This window comes from Acidovorax kalamii (assembly GCF_002245625.1).
Classification (GTDB): Bacteria; Pseudomonadota; Gammaproteobacteria; order Burkholderiales; family Burkholderiaceae_C; genus Acidovorax; species Acidovorax kalamii.
The window spans coordinates 228,398-243,556 of sequence record NZ_NOIG01000010.1; the positions used below are offsets into that span (position 1 = coordinate 228,398).

Annotated in this window: 12 protein-coding genes and 2 riboswitches; of the genes, 8 read left to right on the forward strand and 4 right to left on the reverse strand. The window is 64.1% G+C overall.

All coding sequences use genetic code 11. The annotated features are described in order from the left end of the window. Positions 1 to 34: 34 nt before the first annotated feature. The 4 genes from gcvT to CBY09_RS16310 form a co-directional block, all read right to left on the reverse strand. Positions 35 to 1,183 carry a glycine cleavage system aminomethyltransferase GcvT gene (gcvT, locus tag CBY09_RS16295; protein ID WP_094290634.1) on the reverse strand — a complete coding sequence of 383 codons (1,149 nt, stop codon included), beginning with the start codon at positions 1,181 to 1,183 and terminating at the stop codon, positions 35 to 37. Between the two features lie 50 nt (positions 1,184 to 1,233). Then, positions 1,234 to 1,362, reverse strand: a riboswitch (glycine riboswitch). A gap of 13 nt (positions 1,363 to 1,375) precedes the next feature. Next, positions 1,376 to 1,481: riboswitch (glycine riboswitch) on the reverse strand. A 9-nt stretch (positions 1,482 to 1,490) separates the two neighbouring features. Beyond that, positions 1,491 to 2,768, reverse strand: a complete 1,278-nt coding sequence (locus tag CBY09_RS16300) for a TRAP transporter large permease (RefSeq protein ID WP_094290635.1) — start codon at positions 2,766 to 2,768, stop codon at positions 1,491 to 1,493. Continuing rightward, entirely contained in the window at positions 2,765 to 3,259 is a 495-nt protein-coding gene (locus CBY09_RS16305; RefSeq protein ID WP_094290636.1) for a TRAP transporter small permease, read from the reverse strand. Before CBY09_RS16305 ends, CBY09_RS16300 begins: the two co-directional genes overlap by 4 nt. 150 nt (positions 3,260 to 3,409) lie before the next feature. Further along, positions 3,410 to 4,381, reverse strand: coding sequence for a TRAP transporter substrate-binding protein (locus CBY09_RS16310; protein ID WP_094290637.1), 972 nt, complete (start codon positions 4,379 to 4,381; stop codon positions 3,410 to 3,412). Positions 4,382 to 4,812: 431 nt separating this feature from the next. On the opposite strand from CBY09_RS16310, the gene CBY09_RS16315 reads away from it, so the two are divergent. From CBY09_RS16315 to CBY09_RS16350, 8 genes are all read left to right on the forward strand, one after another. Beyond that, positions 4,813 to 5,277: an Lrp/AsnC family transcriptional regulator gene (locus tag CBY09_RS16315; protein WP_094290638.1), complete on the forward strand. Its 465-nt coding sequence runs from the start codon at positions 4,813 to 4,815 to the stop codon at positions 5,275 to 5,277. Between the two features lie 95 nt (positions 5,278 to 5,372). Then, positions 5,373 to 6,284, forward strand: coding sequence for a LysR family transcriptional regulator (locus tag CBY09_RS16320; protein WP_094290639.1), 912 nt, complete (start codon positions 5,373 to 5,375; stop codon positions 6,282 to 6,284). 402 nt (positions 6,285 to 6,686) lie between these two features. After that, the gene (locus CBY09_RS16325) at positions 6,687 to 7,463 is read left to right on the forward strand and encodes a putative hydro-lyase (protein WP_252659683.1); all 777 of its coding nucleotides are present in this window, start codon (positions 6,687 to 6,689) and stop codon (positions 7,461 to 7,463) included. Between the two features lie 25 nt (positions 7,464 to 7,488). Continuing rightward, entirely contained in the window at positions 7,489 to 8,454 is a 966-nt protein-coding gene (locus CBY09_RS16330; RefSeq protein WP_094290641.1) for a TRAP transporter substrate-binding protein, read from the forward strand. Positions 8,455 to 8,566: 112 nt separating this feature from the next. Continuing rightward, positions 8,567 to 9,076 (forward strand): TRAP transporter small permease, encoded by a 510-nt coding sequence (locus CBY09_RS16335; RefSeq protein ID WP_094290642.1) that lies wholly within the window; start codon positions 8,567 to 8,569, stop codon positions 9,074 to 9,076. A gap of 21 nt (positions 9,077 to 9,097) precedes the next feature. Next, complete coding sequence (locus tag CBY09_RS16340; RefSeq protein ID WP_094290643.1) at positions 9,098 to 10,396, forward strand: TRAP transporter large permease; 1,299 nt, start codon at positions 9,098 to 9,100, stop codon at positions 10,394 to 10,396. A gap of 38 nt (positions 10,397 to 10,434) precedes the next feature. After that, positions 10,435 to 11,400, forward strand: a complete 966-nt coding sequence (locus CBY09_RS16345) for a TRAP transporter substrate-binding protein (RefSeq protein ID WP_094290644.1) — start codon at positions 10,435 to 10,437, stop codon at positions 11,398 to 11,400. Positions 11,401 to 11,464: 64 nt separating this feature from the next. Next, positions 11,465 to 15,127, forward strand: a complete 3,663-nt coding sequence (locus CBY09_RS16350; RefSeq protein ID WP_205734152.1) for a hydantoinase B/oxoprolinase family protein — start codon at positions 11,465 to 11,467, stop codon at positions 15,125 to 15,127. Positions 15,128 to 15,159: the final 32 nt, after the last annotated feature.

Here is a 15,159-nt window from a genome sequence, read left to right on the forward strand (position 1 = left end):
CGCGGGCCGCGTTGGTGCGCGGCCACCTGCGAAATCAGCCGCGAAAGTAGTTGGCGGGCGTGAAAGGCATGGCGCGCACTTCCATGGGCACGGCCTTGCCACGCACGATAGCGTTCACACGCGTGCCGATGGCGGCAAATGCGGGCGCCACATAGCCCATGGCCACGGGCTCGTTCACCGTGGGGCCCAGCAGGCCACTGGTGACTTCGCCGATCTTCTGGCCGTCCGTGCTTTGCAGCTCGGTGTGCTCGCGCACGGGCACACGTTCCAGCGCGACCAGACCTACGCGCTTGCGTGGCAGGGTGGCGGGGTTGTCGATCTGTGCCAGCACCTTGTCGGCGCCCGGGAAGCCGCCCGCGCGGGCGCCACCGGTGCGGCGCACCTTCTGGATGGCCCAGTTCAGCGCGGCTTCGGGGGGCGTGGTGGTGGTGTCGATGTCGTTGCCATACAGGCACAGGCCCGCTTCCAGGCGCAGCGAGTTGCGGGCGCCCAGGCCGATGGGCTTGACCTCGGGCTGGGCCAGCAGGGCGCGGGCGAGCGTCTCGGCCTGCGCGGCGGGCACGGAGATTTCAAAGCCGTCTTCGCCGGTGTAGCCGCTGCGGGTCACAAAGCAGTCGCAGCCTGCAATGCTGAATGCGCCGCCGGTCATGAACACCAGCTTTTCCACGCCGGGCGCAAGGCGGGCGAGGGCGGTGACGGCCTGCGGGCCCTGCAGGGCGAGCAGGGCGTGGTCGGGCATGGGCACGACCTTGCAGCGCTGGCCGATGCGGGCCTGGATATGGGCAATGTCGCCCACCTTGCAAGCGCCGTTGACGATGACAAACAGTGTGGGCTCGCCATTCACGACGCCCTGGTTGAAGAACATCAGGTCGTCGATGATCGTGCCCTCGTCGGTCAGGAGCAGGCCGTAGCGCTGCTTGCCCACGGGCAGGTCGATCACGTCCACGGGCATCAGGGTTTCAAACGCCGCAGCGGCATCGGCGCCGATGAGCTTGAGCTGGCCCATGTGCGACACATCAAACAGGCCCGCTGCGGTGCGGGTGTGCACATGCTCGGCCATCAGGCCTGCGGGGTACTGCACGGGCATGGAATAGCCCGCAAAAGGCACCATGCGGGCGCCCAGCTCGATGTGCAGGGCGTTCAGGGGCGTGGTGAGCAGGGTAGACGTGGCAGGGGCTGACATGGCGGAACTCCGGGGCAAATGGGGGCCGCAGCCACCAAGGTGACTACGGGATTTGCCCTGCTGTCCGCTTTACCTGAGAGATTCACCGCAGCACCCTGGCTGGCCGTGCGGTTTGCTCCTTCGGTGGGCGGCCTGCTCACAGTTTGTCTGCGGGGCCACCTCTCTCCAGCAAGGGAACGCCCGCATCACTGCGGGCGGTTGTCAGTCCTTTTGCCTGAGCGTTCGGCTGCTGCCTGCGCCTTCGGCGGTGCTGCACGTCTTGCGCTGAAGACGGAGCACTCTCTCCTGACGGGCGGGATTCTAACGCCTACTTGGCATAGACCAGGTCGCGCAAGGCCAGAGAAATCGATGGCACATAGGTGATGACCATCAGGCAGACCAGGATCACGCACACAAAAGGCAGCAGGTGTTTGATGATCCGGTCCAGCGAGATCTTGGCCACCGTGCAGGCCGCAAACAGGTTCACACCAAAGGGCGGTGTGATCATGCCCAGCGCCAGGTTCACCACCATGATCAGCCCGAAATGCACCGGGTCGATGCCAAAGTGCATGGCCACGGGCGCGAGGATGGGCGCGAGCACGATGATGGCGGCGCTGGTCTCGATGAACATGCCGATCACGAACAGCGCCGCATTCACGCCTAGCAGGAACAGGGCAGGGGACTGCAGCACGGCTTCGAGCCAGCGGCCGATGGCATCAGGCACGCCAGCGCGTGTGATGAGGAACGCAAACAGCCCGGCGTTGGCGATGATGAACATGATCACCGCCGACGAGATGGCCGACTTGCGCAGGATGGCGAACAGGTCCTTGATGCGGATCTCGCGGTAGATCACCATGCCGACGATGAGCGCATAGAACACGGCCACGGCCGATGCCTCGGTCGGGGTGAAAACGCCGCCGTAGATGCCGCCCAGGATGATCACAGGCATGAGCAGCGCCCAGCCTGCCTGCAGCGTCGCCTTGCCAAACGGCATACGGCCATCGCCGTCGTTCTTGCCCCAGCCCTTGTACTTGCAGTATGCCCATACGAAGAGCATCAGCGCGGCGCTGATCAGCAGGCCCGGGCCAAAGCCCGCGATGAACAGCTCGCCAATCGACACTTCGGCGCTCACGCCGTACAGGATCATCGGGATCGAGGGCGGAATGATCACACCCAGCTCGGCACTGGTGGCCTGCAGTGCGGCCGCATAGCTGGTGGGGTAGCCATGCTTGATGAGCGCGGGGATCAGGATGGCACCAATCGCAAACGTGGTGGCCACCGACGAGCCCGACACGGCCGCGAAGATCATGCAGGTGAGCACGCAGGTCATGGGCAAGCCGCCCTGCACGCCGCCCACGATGCTTTTGGCGAACTCCACCAGGCGGCGCGAGATGCCGCCGGTCTCCATCAGATTGCCCGCGAGGATGAAGAAGGGAATGGCCGCGAGCGGAAACTTGTTGATCGAGGCGAACATCTCCTTGACGGAGATGAGCATGTTGGCGTTGGAGGCCTGTATGCCCAGGATGGACGCCAGGCCGATGGACACTGCCACCGAGATGGTGAGTGCAAAGCACAGCACCATCGTGGAAATCATCACGGCGCTCATTGGGCGGTCTCCAGTTCCATGCGCAAGGGGTCAATCAGGTTGCCGATGATGCCCACGGCGCAAAAGACGCCGCCCACGGGCATGGCCAGGTAGGCCCAGAACATCGAGACGGATTCCAGCCCTGCCATGCTCTGCACGCCGCCGCGTTGGGCGTAGTCCCAGCCGTACCAGATGACGATGCCGATCAGCGCCAAGGCTGCCAGCGCAACCACCCAGTCCAGCACCCGCCGCAGGGCGGGAGGGCTCCAGCGGTACAGCACATCCACGCTCACCATCGCCCCCTGGCGGAAGGCGGCGGGGATGGCGAGGAACACCATCCAGATCAGGCTGAAGCGGATCAGCACTTCCGTCCATTCGGCGGGCTGCTCCAGCACAAAGCGCATGAGGATCTGGAACATGCCCAGCGAGGCAGACAGGGCCAGCATGGCGCAGGCCCCCAGCATGGCGATGAACGTGGTCCATCGTTCAAAGGTGAGAAAAGCATTTTTCATGGGGCGGTGCCAGCCATGGGCAGTGGTTGAATCAACAGGGGGAACAACACGGTAAGCAATCAGGCAAGAAACCCGGGGCGAGAATAAAAACGCCCGATAGCGCTTGCGCTACGGGCGTTGGTTGCTACTACAACGATAGTAGCGCGGGCATCACTTGAAATCGCGGATCTTGTCGAGCGTGGCCTTGCCGAACTGTTTTTCGAATTCGGCATTCACGGGGGCCAGTGCGGCCACAAACTTGGATTTGTCGGGGTTGTCCACCACCGTCATGCCCTTGGCGCGCAGGTCGGCCACACCCTTGGCATCGTCTTCATCCACGCGTGCACGGTTGGCCTTGGTGCCTTCCTTGGCGGCGTCGATGAAGGCCTGTTTGTCCGCAGCCGACAGCTTCTCGAAAGCGCCCTTGTTCATCACGAAGATGGCAGGCGAGTACACGTGGCCGGTCAGCGTCAGGTGCTTTTGCACCTGGTCGAACTTGGCCGAAATGATCACGGGCAGCGGGTTCTCCTGGCCGTCCACAGTGCCTTGTTGCAGGGCCGTGAACACTTCGGGGAAGGCCATGGGCGTGGTGATGATGCCAAAGCCCTTGTAGGCGGCGATGTGCACGGGGTTCTCCATCGTGCGCATCTTCAGGCCTTTGAGGTCTTCGGGCGTGTTGACCGAGCGCTTGCTGTTGGTCATGTGGCGGAAGCCGTTCTCAGCCCAGGCCAGGGCCTTGAAGCCCTTGCTGTCGAACTTGGTCAGCATCTCCTGCCCGATGGGGCCGTCCAGCACCGCGCGAGCATGCGCCTTGTCGCGGAACAGGAAGGGCACGTCCAGGATCTTGGTCTCTGGCACAAAGTTGGGGATGGGGCCTGTGGAGCTGAAAGCCAGCTCTTGCGTGCCCAGCTGCACGGCTTCGATCGACTCGCGCTCGCCGCCCAGTGCGCCGTTGTAGAAGGTCTGCACCTTGTAGCGGCCGCTGGTGCGCTTTTCGACTTCCTTGGCAAACGTGTCGATGGCAATCCCCTGGTGGGAATTCTGGGCCGTCGAGATGCTGATGCGCATGGTGGTCTGCGCGGCAGCGGTGGCCACAAAGCCGAGCGCGAGGCTCAGGCCGACGACGAGTCTGGTCAATTGCATGGTGTCTCCTGTTGATGGTGGGGCAGGGGTGGGTTGCGCCGGGGCCCTCGCGGAGCCGCCCCCGACCTCGCTGAAATTATGGCGGTGCAGCATGGCCGTAGGCATCCGGGTTTGTGCTGGTAAGCGTGCTTATTAACTGGGCTGCAAGGCGTTTGCAGTTGCATTGGCGACACCCCGGGCGCTGGGCTGGCAGACCTGTGCATGCGGTCTGTATGGCCGCCGCAGGGCGTTCGTGATGGGCCTGAAATGCCAAGGGCCCCGTGCTGGCGGTAACCAGCCGGGGCCTTGTCAGTTTGTGCGCTCTGGTAAGAGCGCCTTGATGAAAGAAGTATGCGCCGCGTGGCAGAGATGAATTTGCTGAATTCGCTTGAAATGGTCTTGTTTGCAGAAAAATTTGCTGCAATGGATTGTTTCTGTGAATAATCCGGCCGATGGATCGCCTCGACAGAAAAATTCTCGCCGTGCTGCAGGGCAACGCGCGCGCCAGCTTGCAAGAGATTGGCCAGGCCGTGGGCCTGAGCCCGTCGCCCTGCTGGGGGCGCATCAAGAAGATGGAGGAGGCAGGTGTCATCCAGGGCTACACCGTGCGCATCAACCCGCAGTCGCTCGACCTGGCCGACACGGTGCTGGTGCAGGTCACGCTCGACAGCCATTCGGACAACACGCTCGAAAAATTTGGCGAGACGCTGGCCAGCATTCCCGAAGTGATCGAGGCGCATCTGGTGTCGGGCGACTACGACTACCTGCTGCGCATCGTGGTCAAAGACACGCGCGACTACGAACGCCTGCTGCGCGAGAAGCTCTACAAGATCAAGGGCATACGCCACAGCCGGTCCAGCTTTGTGCTGCGCACCCTCAAGAAGGCCGACCTGCCGCTTTTTGTGGGGTCGGTTTGAATAAAAATGGCCGCTTCCGCGCTATGGTAAAGCGCTTTAAGCTATCAAAATAGTAGCATTCGGCGTTTGCTGAAATGCGCTTGAGAGCCTCCACCATGAACCTGCGATTTGTCGAAGCCTTTTACTGGGTGGCCTCCCTCAAAAGCGTGACACGCGCGGCCGAGAAGCTGTTCCTCACGCAGTCGGCCATGTCCAGCCGCATTTCTGCACTCGAAGAGGAGCTGGGCGTGCTGCTGCTCGACCGGCGCGACAAGCACTTCAAGCTCACGGTGGCCGGGGCCCGTTTTCTGGTCTACGCCAAGCGCATGCTGGAGCTGCAGCGTCAGCTCAAGTCCGAGATGGGATCGGGTGGCCCGTTGGAGGTGTCGATCCGCCTCGGCGCCATCGAATCGGTGCTGCATTCATGGCTCATTCCGTGGGTGGAACAGCTGCGCAAGGACAACCCGCTGCTGGAGCTGGAGCTGACGGTGGAGACCACCCCCGTGTTGCTCGACCAGATCCGCCGCGGCACCCTGGATGCCGTGTTCGCAGCCCTGCCGGCGGCGGCGGACGGCATCCGCAGCCAGGCGGTGACGCCCATGGAGATGGTGTTTGTGGGCAACAGCAAGACGCACCGCAAGCGCCGCTACGCGCTCGAAGACTTTGCAGGGGCCGACATCCTGACCTTTCAGCGTGGCTCGCAGCCGCACGTGTCTTTGCTCGACACGTTGCGCCAAGCGCAGGTGGAGCCGCGCTGCGTGCACACCATCTCGTCCATCTCGGCCATGGTCCAGCTGGTGCAGGGCGGCTTTGGCGTGGCAACGCTGCCGCGCCTGGCGGTGCAGCGGCTGCTGGCGTTTCCGGACCTGCGCGCGCTGGCCTGCGATACCGCGCTCAAGCCCCTGCCCATCCATGTGAGCTACCGCGAAGACCCCTCGTCACCGGCTATGGAGGCCGTCGTGCGCTCGGCGCTCAGCTTTATCGACGCGCAACAGCCGCCATCCAAGGTGCGCAAAGCCCGAGCCTGAGCGATTCCGTACGCGCTTCTTTGCGTACGCATATGTGCGCATGCACCGGCGCAGTGCATGAGGTGCTGTGTCTGCAATGTCTATCCGGCGCCGCACGGTTGCGAAGCGGGGAGGCAGCACCGCTAGCACACGCCCCCACTGCGGCTATCAGGGTGCATTTTTTTCCGGGTTAACCCCTAATTTTCGGCCAAGGGTTAACCCTTGGGCACCAGTCTGGTTCACTCTGCCCCAATGAAGTGCATCGAAAAAATCGATGAGCTAAGAGAAAATTTTTGAATTTGCCAGCAGGCAGTGCAGCCCAACACAATCCGCCCAACGTCATGCAATTGACATTTCTCAATGCAAGGAAACACGGTGGATTCAGTTCAAGACAAAGCGCTGGCAGTGTTTGGCGCCGAGGGCATCAACAACCCCGGCCACGTGCGCAGCGTCATCCGGCAAGGGGCCTGGGCATCGCACACCAGTGGTCTGGCGCATGGGCGGGTGCAGGGCAACCTGGTGATCCTGCCTGAGGTGCAGGCGGGTGATTTTCTGCGCTTTTGCCAGCGCAACCCCAAGCCCTGCCCGGTGCTGGCCGTGAGTGAGCCTGGCCAGATCACGTTGCCATCGCTGGGCCAGGGCATCGACATTCGCAGCGATGTGCCGCAGTACCGCGTCTGGCGCCATGGCGAGCTGGCGCAAGAGGTGACCGACATCACCGACCTGTGGCGTGCCGACCTGGTGACCTTTGTGCTCGGCTGCTCGTTCTCGTTCGAGTCGGCATTGCAGGAAGCCGGTATCAGCTTGCGCCACATCAACGAAGGCAAGAACGTGGCCATGTACCGCACCAACATTGCGACCGAACCCGCAGGGCCCTTTGGTGGCGCCATGGTTGTGTCCATGCGGCCCATGCCTGCGGCCGATGTGATCCGCGCGGTGCAGGTCACCTCGCGTTTCCCCAACGTGCATGGCGCCCCCGTGCACATCGGTGATCCGGCGCTCATCGGCATTGCCGACATTGGCCAGCCCGACTACGGCGACGCCGTGGCGCTGCTGCCCGATGAGATCCCTGTGTTCTGGGCCTGTGGCGTGACGCCGCAGTCCGCCATCTTGAATGCCCAACCGGCGTTCTGCATCACCCATGCCCCGGGCTGCATGCTGGTCACCGATCTTCTTAACCACCAACTCGCCAGCTTCTAAGCGGCTTACCCCCAGGAGTCTCCCCATGAAAAAATTTGCACTGTGTATGACGGCCGCCCTCAGCGTGTGCGCGGCCCAAGCCCAGGTCAAGTGGGACCTGCCCACCGGCTACGGCGCCAACAGCTTCCAGACGCAAAACGTGCAGCAATTCGCCACTGATGTGGACAAGCTCACGGGTGGCAAGCTCAAGATCACCTTGCACCCGGGTGGCTCGCTGTACAAGGCCAACGAGATCAAGCGTGCCGTGCAGACCGGGCAGGTGCCGTCGGCCGAGTTCATCCTCTCGGGCGCATCCAACGAGAACCCGCTTTTTGGCGTGGATTCGATTCCCTTCCTGGCCACGAGCTACGCAGACTCCAAGCGCCTGTACCTGGCCGCCAAGCCTGCGCAAGAGAAGCTGCTGGCATCGCAGGGGGTGAAGGTGCTGTTCACCGTGCCATGGCCCGGCCAGTCGCTGTATTCGCTCAAGCCCCTGAGCACGCCAGCAGACTTCGCGGGCACCAAGATGCGCGCCTACAACCCGGCCACCACGCGCATTGCGCAGTTGCTCAAGGCCCAGCCCGTCACCATCCAGCTGTCCGAACTGGGCCAGGCTCTGGCCACCAACACGGTGCAGAACTTTCTGACGTCGAGCGCCAGCGGTGTGGAGTCGAAGTTGTACGAGCAGGTGAAGCATTTCTACCCTGTGAGCGCCTGGCTGCCACGCAACGCCACGGTGGTCAACCAGAAGGCCTTTGATGCGCTCGACAAGCCCTTGCAGGACGCTGTGCTGAAGGCTGCGGCCGATGCCGAAGCGCGCGGCTGGGCCACCAGCGAGCGGGTGGACAAGGAGTTCATCAAGGAGCTGGCCGCCAAGGGCATGACAGTGGCCGAGCCCAGCGACAGCATCAAAAAGGAACTGGCCAGCATTGGCGAGTCGATGACCGCCGACTGGGTGAAGTCGGCCGGTCCCGAGGGTCAGGCCATCATCGACGCCTACCGCAAGAAGTAAGCGCCGCGCGCCAGGCCCCGCCACGGGGCCGGGCAGCACCAGCACCCCATGCGTGCTGCCCCTGTTTCCAGCCACTCCTTTTTTCATTTTTCAAGCGTTACCGGAGTACGCCATGGACAAACTCGTCCGAAATTTCTACAGGCTGCTGATGCTGCTGTCCGGCATCTCCATGCTGGCCGCGTTCGCCGCCGTCACGCTGGGCGTGTTTGCCCGCGAAGTCATCCACCTGAACATCGACGGGCTTGATGCATACGCCGGCTACGCCATCGCCGCTGCGCTGTTCTTCGCCCTGCCCAGCACGCTGCAAAACGGCGACCACATCCGCGTGACGCTGGTGCTGGACCGCCTGCCAGCGCGTCTGCGCTCGGCCTTCGAATGGTTCTGCTTGAGTGCGGCGCTTGTGCTCACGCTCTACATCGCCTGGTACGCCGTGCGCTCGGTCTGGATTTCGTATATCACGCACGACATCTCGCCCGCAGCCGACGCCTCGCCGCTGTGGATCCCGCAGATCAGCATGGCCATGGGCTGCATTGGCTTTGCGCTGTCGTTTGCCCATGCCCTTGTCTTGCGCTTCCAGGGCGTGGCCTTCATGGCCGTGTCCGAGTCGGCGCGTTCCGAATAACCCGAACCCGGAGACACCATCATGGACGTCATCATCGCTTTGGGCCTGATCGTGGTGCTGTTTGCAGTGCTCGGCTCGGGCCTGTGGATCGGCCTGTCACTGCTGGCAGTGGCCCTGGTCGGCATGGAGCTTTTTACCAACCGCCCGGTGGGCGACAGCATGATGCTGACCATCTGGGGGTCTACCTCCAGCTGGACGCTGACGGCTTTGCCCCTGTTTCTGTGGATGGGCGAGATCCTGTTCCGCAGCAAGCTGTCGAGCAGCATGTTCAAGGGCCTGGCCCCGTGGCTGGAGCGCCTGCCGGGCCGCCTGCTGCATGTGAACGTGGTGGGTTGCACCATCTTTGCCGCGATCTCGGGTTCGTCGGCCGCCACCTGCGCCACCATCGGCAAGATCACGCTGCCTGAACTCAAGCAGCGCGGCTACCCCGAAGAAATTTCGGTGGGCACATTGGCCGGAGCTGGCACGCTGGGTCTGCTGATCCCGCCCTCGATCATCATGATCGTCTATGGCGTGGCGGCCAATGTGTCGATCTCCAAGCTCTTCCTGGCGGGCGTGATTCCGGGCCTGCTGCTGGCCGCACTGTTCATGGGCTACATCGTCGTGTGGGCGCTGTTCAACAAGGACAAGGTGCCTGCGCCCGATGCCCAGCTGAGCTTTGCCCAGAAGCTCTACGCCTCGCGCCATCTGATTCCTGTGGTGTCGCTCATTGTGGTAGTGCTGGGCGCCATCTACAGCGGCATCGCCACGGCCACCGAGGCCGCAGCGCTGGGTGTGGCCGGGTCGCTGATCCTGGCCAAGATCGAGGGCTCGCTCAACTGGGCCCGCTTCAAGGAAGGCCTGGTGGCTGCCTGCCGTGTGTACTGCATGATCGGCCTCATCCTGGCGGGCGCAGCCTTCCTCACGCTGGCCATGGGTTTTATCGGCCTGCCACGGCACCTGGCCGAGTTCATCGGCGCACTGCACCTCTCGCCGTTTGCGTTGATGCTGCTGCTCATCGTGTTCTTCATCCTGCTGGGCTGCTTTCTGGATGGCATCTCCATGGTGGTGCTGACCATTGCCGTGCTGCTGCCCACCGTGGAGGCTGCGGGCTTTGACCTGGTGTGGTTCGGCATCTTCATCGTGCTGGTGGTCGAGATGGCGCAGATCACGCCGCCAGTGGGTTTCAACCTGTTCGTGCTGCAGGGCATGACGCGCCGTGAAGTCACCTGGATCGCCCGCACTGCGCTGCCCTTGTTTGCCCTGATGATCGTCGCGGTCGTCATGACTTACTTCGTGCCCGACGTGGTGCTCTGGCTGCCGCGCCAGATGCAGGGCTGATCCACCGCACTGCTGCCCAGCCTGCACAGGAGTCCCCCATGAAAGCCGTTGTGTTGCTGGCCGCGCTTGCTGTGGCCCCGGTGCTGCACGCCCAGACCCAGTGGAAGCTGGCCACGGGCTACCGCGCAGAGTCCTTCCACACCCGCAATGTGGTGCAGTTTGCGCAAGACGTGGAGCGCGCCTCGGGCGGGGCGCTGCGCATCGAGGTCCATGCCAACAACGCGCTGTTCAAGCTGGGCGAGATTCCCCAGGCCGTACAGGACGGCAAGGTCCAGGCGGGCGAAACCATCATGACCAGCCTGGTGCAGGGCATGCCCATTGCAGGGGCCGACACCGTGCCATTTCTGGTGCGCAGCTACGCCGATGCGCGCCGCCTGTGGGATCTGCAGCGCCCGCTGATCGACGGGCACTTTGCAGCCAAGGGCCTCAAGGCCCTGTATGCGGTTCCCTGGCCGCCCCAGGGGCTGTTCTCCATCGGGCCGGTGCGCTCGTCGGCCGACTTCAAGGGCACGCGCATGCGCACCTACAACCCGGCCACCGTGCGCATTGCCGAGCTGCTGGGGGCCACCCCGGTGGACGTGCCCATGGTCGAGGTCAACAAGGCGCTGTCGGCGGGCAAGCTCGACTCCATGATCACCTCGGCACTGACCGGGGTGGAGAACCAGGTCTGGGGCCAGATCAAGCAGTACTACGGCATCAATGCCTGGCTACCCAAGAACATCGTGTTTGTGAACCAGCAGGCGTTTGATGCACTGCCCCCGGCCGCGCGCCAGGCCGTGACTCAGATGGCAGCAGAGGCCGAAACACGTGGCTGGGCCCTGAGCGCCGCCGTGGCCGAGGAGTCGGTAGGCGAGCTGCAGCGCAAGGGCATCAAGGTCGAACGCGCATCCGCCGAGCTGGACACCGAACTCAAGCGCCTGGGTGAACGCTTCTCCCGCGAATGGGTGCAGTCGGTGGGCAACGACGCCAACAAGATTTTCATTCCCTACTACTTCCAACGCTAGTCCGACTTCCGACGCTAGTCCGTTAGTCCGTCAGTTCATCCGTTAACCAGTGAGTCCAATCACCATGCAAGCACCCTCCACCATGACCACCGCACCGGCCGGCAACCGCTGGCAGTTCTGGATTGACCGGGGCGGCACCTTTACCGACATCGTGGCCAAGCGGCCCGACGGCTCGCTCACCACACACAAGCTGCTGTCTGAAAACCCCGAGCAGTACAAGGATGCCGCCGTGGCGGGCATTCGCCACCTGCTGGGTCTGCAGCCCGGCGAGCCCGTGACCCCGGCGCGGGTGGAGTGCGTGAAGATGGGCACCACCGTGGCCACCAATGCGCTCCTGGAGCGCAAGGGCGAACCCACGCTGCTGGTCACCACCAAAGGCTTCAAGGACGCGCTGCGCATCGCCTACCAGAACCGCCCGCGCTTGTTCGACCGCCACATCCAGCTGCCCGAGCTGCTCTACACCGAGGTCATCGAAGCCCGCGAGCGCACGGGCGCCCATGGCAACCTGCTGCAGAACCTGGACGAAGCCACCCTGCGCGGCGACCTGTTGGCGGCCTACGGGCGTGGCCTGCGCAGCGTGGCGATTGTGTTTATGCATGGCTATCGCTACACGCAGCACGAGCAGGCGGCAAAGCGCATTGCCAAGGAGGTCGGCTTCACGCAGATCAGCACCTCGCACGAAACCAGCCCCATGATGAAGTTCGTGAGCCGGGGCGACACCACGGTAGTGGATGCGTATCTGTCGCCCATCCTGCGCCGCTACGTGGAGCAGGTGGCCAGCGAGATGCCAGGCGTCAAGCTGTTCTTCATGCAGTCCTCGGGCGGACTCACCGATGCGGGCACCTTCCAGGGCAAGGACGCGATCTTGTCCGGCCCGGCAGGCGGCATCGTCGGCATGGCGCGCACGGCGGGCCTGGCTGGGCATGAAAAGGTCATCGGCTTTGACATGGGCGGCACCAGCACCGACGTGAGTCACTACGCAGGTGCGTTCGAGCGTGAGTTCGAGACCCATGTGGCCGGTGTGCGCATGCGCGCGCCCATGATGAGCATCCACACGGTGGCGGCGGGAGGCGGATCGGTGCTGGCGTATGACGGCTCACGCTTCCGCGTGGGCCCCGAGAGTGCTGGCGCCAACCCGGGCCCGGTGAGCTACCGCCGGGGCGGCCCGCTGGCCGTGACCGATGCGAACGTGATGGTGGGCAAGGTGCAGCCGCGCTACTTCCCCAGCGTGTTTGGCCCGGCGGCCAATGAAACGTTGGACGCCGATGCGGTGCGCGCCCGCTTCCAGGAGATCGCCACCCAGACCCAGCGCCAGCCCGAAGAAGTGGCCGAAGGCTTCATCCAGATTGCCGTGCAGCAGATGGCCAACGCCATCAAGAAGATCAGCGTGGCGCGCGGCTACGACGTGACACGCTACACCTTGCAGTGTTTTGGCGGCGCAGGCGGCCAGCACGCCTGCCTGGTGGCCGACGCTCTGGGCATGTCGCGCGTGTTTGTGCACCCACTGGCGGGTGTGCTCAGTGCCTACGGCATGGGCCTGGCCGACCAGACCGTGATCCGCGAACAAGCCGTGGAGATGCCACTGGCGGCTGCCTCGCTCCCCCTGATTGCCGAGCGGCTGGAGACTTTGGGCACCGCCGCCCAGGCCGAACTGGAGCGCCAGCAGGTCAGCGCCAACCCGGTGCAAGTGCGCCACAACGTGCATGTGCGCTACGAAGGCACCGACTCGGCCTTGGTGGTGCCGTTTGGCGACTTGGCCAGCATCCAGGCCGCCTTTGAAAAGGCCTACCGCCAGCGCTTTGCCTTTCTGATGGCGGGCAAGGGCCTGGTGGTGGAGGCCGTGTCGGTCGAGGCCATGATTGCAGGCGATGCCCCCGCCGAGCCGCACCTGCCCGTGCACCCGCACCGCAAGCACCCACAGCGTGAAAGCGTGCGCATGTATTCGGGCGGTGAATGGCACACTGCCGCGCTGGTGGTGCGCGAAGACCTGCACCCCGGCGACGTGATCCCGGGCCCCGCCATCATTGCCGAGAAGAACACCACCACCGTGGTGGAGCCTGGCTGGTCTGCGCGCCTGACCGACCTGGACCACCTGGTGCTGGACCGCGTGACCGCCCGCAAGGTGCAGTACGCCGCAGGCACCACGGTGGACCCGGTGCTCCTCGAAGTGTTCAACAACCTGTTCATGAACATCGCCGAGCAGATGGGCCTGCAGCTGCAGAACACGGCGTACTCGGTCAACATCAAGGAGCGCCTGGACTTCAGCTGCGCGCTGTTCGATGCCGCAGGCAACCTGATTGCCAACGCACCCCACATGCCCGTGCACCTGGGCAGCATGGGCGAGAGCATCAAGACCGTGATCCGCGAGAACGCGGGCAAGATGCATCCGGGCGATGTGTACATGCTCAACGACCCGTACCACGGCGGCACCCATCTGCCGGACGTGACGGTGATCACCCCGGTGTATGTGGCCGAGGGCAACGAACCCACGTTTTATGTGGGCAGCCGGGGCCACCATGCCGACATCGGTGGCACCACGCCGGGCTCCATGCCACCGTTCTCCACACGCATTGACGAGGAGGGCGTGCAGATCAACAACGTGAAGCTGGTGGACCGGGGCATCTTCCTGGAAGACTCCGTGCGCAACCTGCTGGCAACGGGGGGCGGCACCACGCCATACCCCAGCCGCAACCCCGAGCAGAACCTGGCCGACCTGCGTGCGCAGATCGCAGCGAACGAAAAGGGCGTGCAAGAGCTGTCGAAGATGGTGGACCAGTTTGGCCTGGATGTGGTGCAGGCCTACATGTGCCACGTGCAGGACAACGCCGAAGAATCGGTGCGCCGCGTGATCACGCAGCTCAAAGACGGGCAGTTCACCCTGCCGCTGGACAACGGCGCGCAGATCAGCGTGTCGGTCAAGGTCAATGTGGCCGAGCGCAGCGCGGTCATCGACTTTGCAGGCACCAGCCCGCAGCAGATGAACAACTTCAACGCCCCGCGTGCCGTGTGCATGGCGGCCGTGCTGTATGTGTTCCGCACACTGGTGGACGACGACATTCCGCTCAATGCAGGGTGCCTCAAGCCCCTGCAGGTCATCATCCCGCAGGGCTCCATGCTCAATCCCAACCCGCCCGCCTCGGTGGTGGCGGGCAACGTGGAGACCTCCTCCTGCATCACCAACGCGCTGTTCGGCGCCCTGGGCGTGATGGCGGGCAGCCAGCCCACCATGAACAACTTCACCTTTGGCAATGCGCAGTACCAGTACTACGAAACCATTGCCGGTGGCAGTGGTGCTGGCGCGGTGCTGGATGCTTCGGGCCGGGCGGTGCGCGGCTTTGACGGCACCAGCGTGGTCCAGACCCACATGACCAACTCACGCCTGACCGACCCCGAGGTGCTGGAGTTCCGCTTCCCGGTGGTGCTCGATAGCTACGAGATCCAGCGCGGCTCGGGCGGCGCCGGCCGCTGGGCGGGCGGGGATGGCGGCGTGCGCCGGGTACGGTTCCTCGAGGCGATGACGGCCAGCATTCTCTCCAACGGGCGCCTGAACCCCGCTTTCGGCATGGCGGGCGGCCAGCCTGGGCGCGCGGGCGCCAACCGGGTGCTGCGCGCCAATGGCCAGGTCGAGGAGCTGGGCCACATCGGCGCTGCATTGATGGAGCCAGGCGATGTGTTCGAGATTTCCACGCCCGGCGGTGGCGGATTTGGAGAGTGCGTCGCGCACTGACTGCATCAATGAAAGCGGGGCGCTGGCTGCAG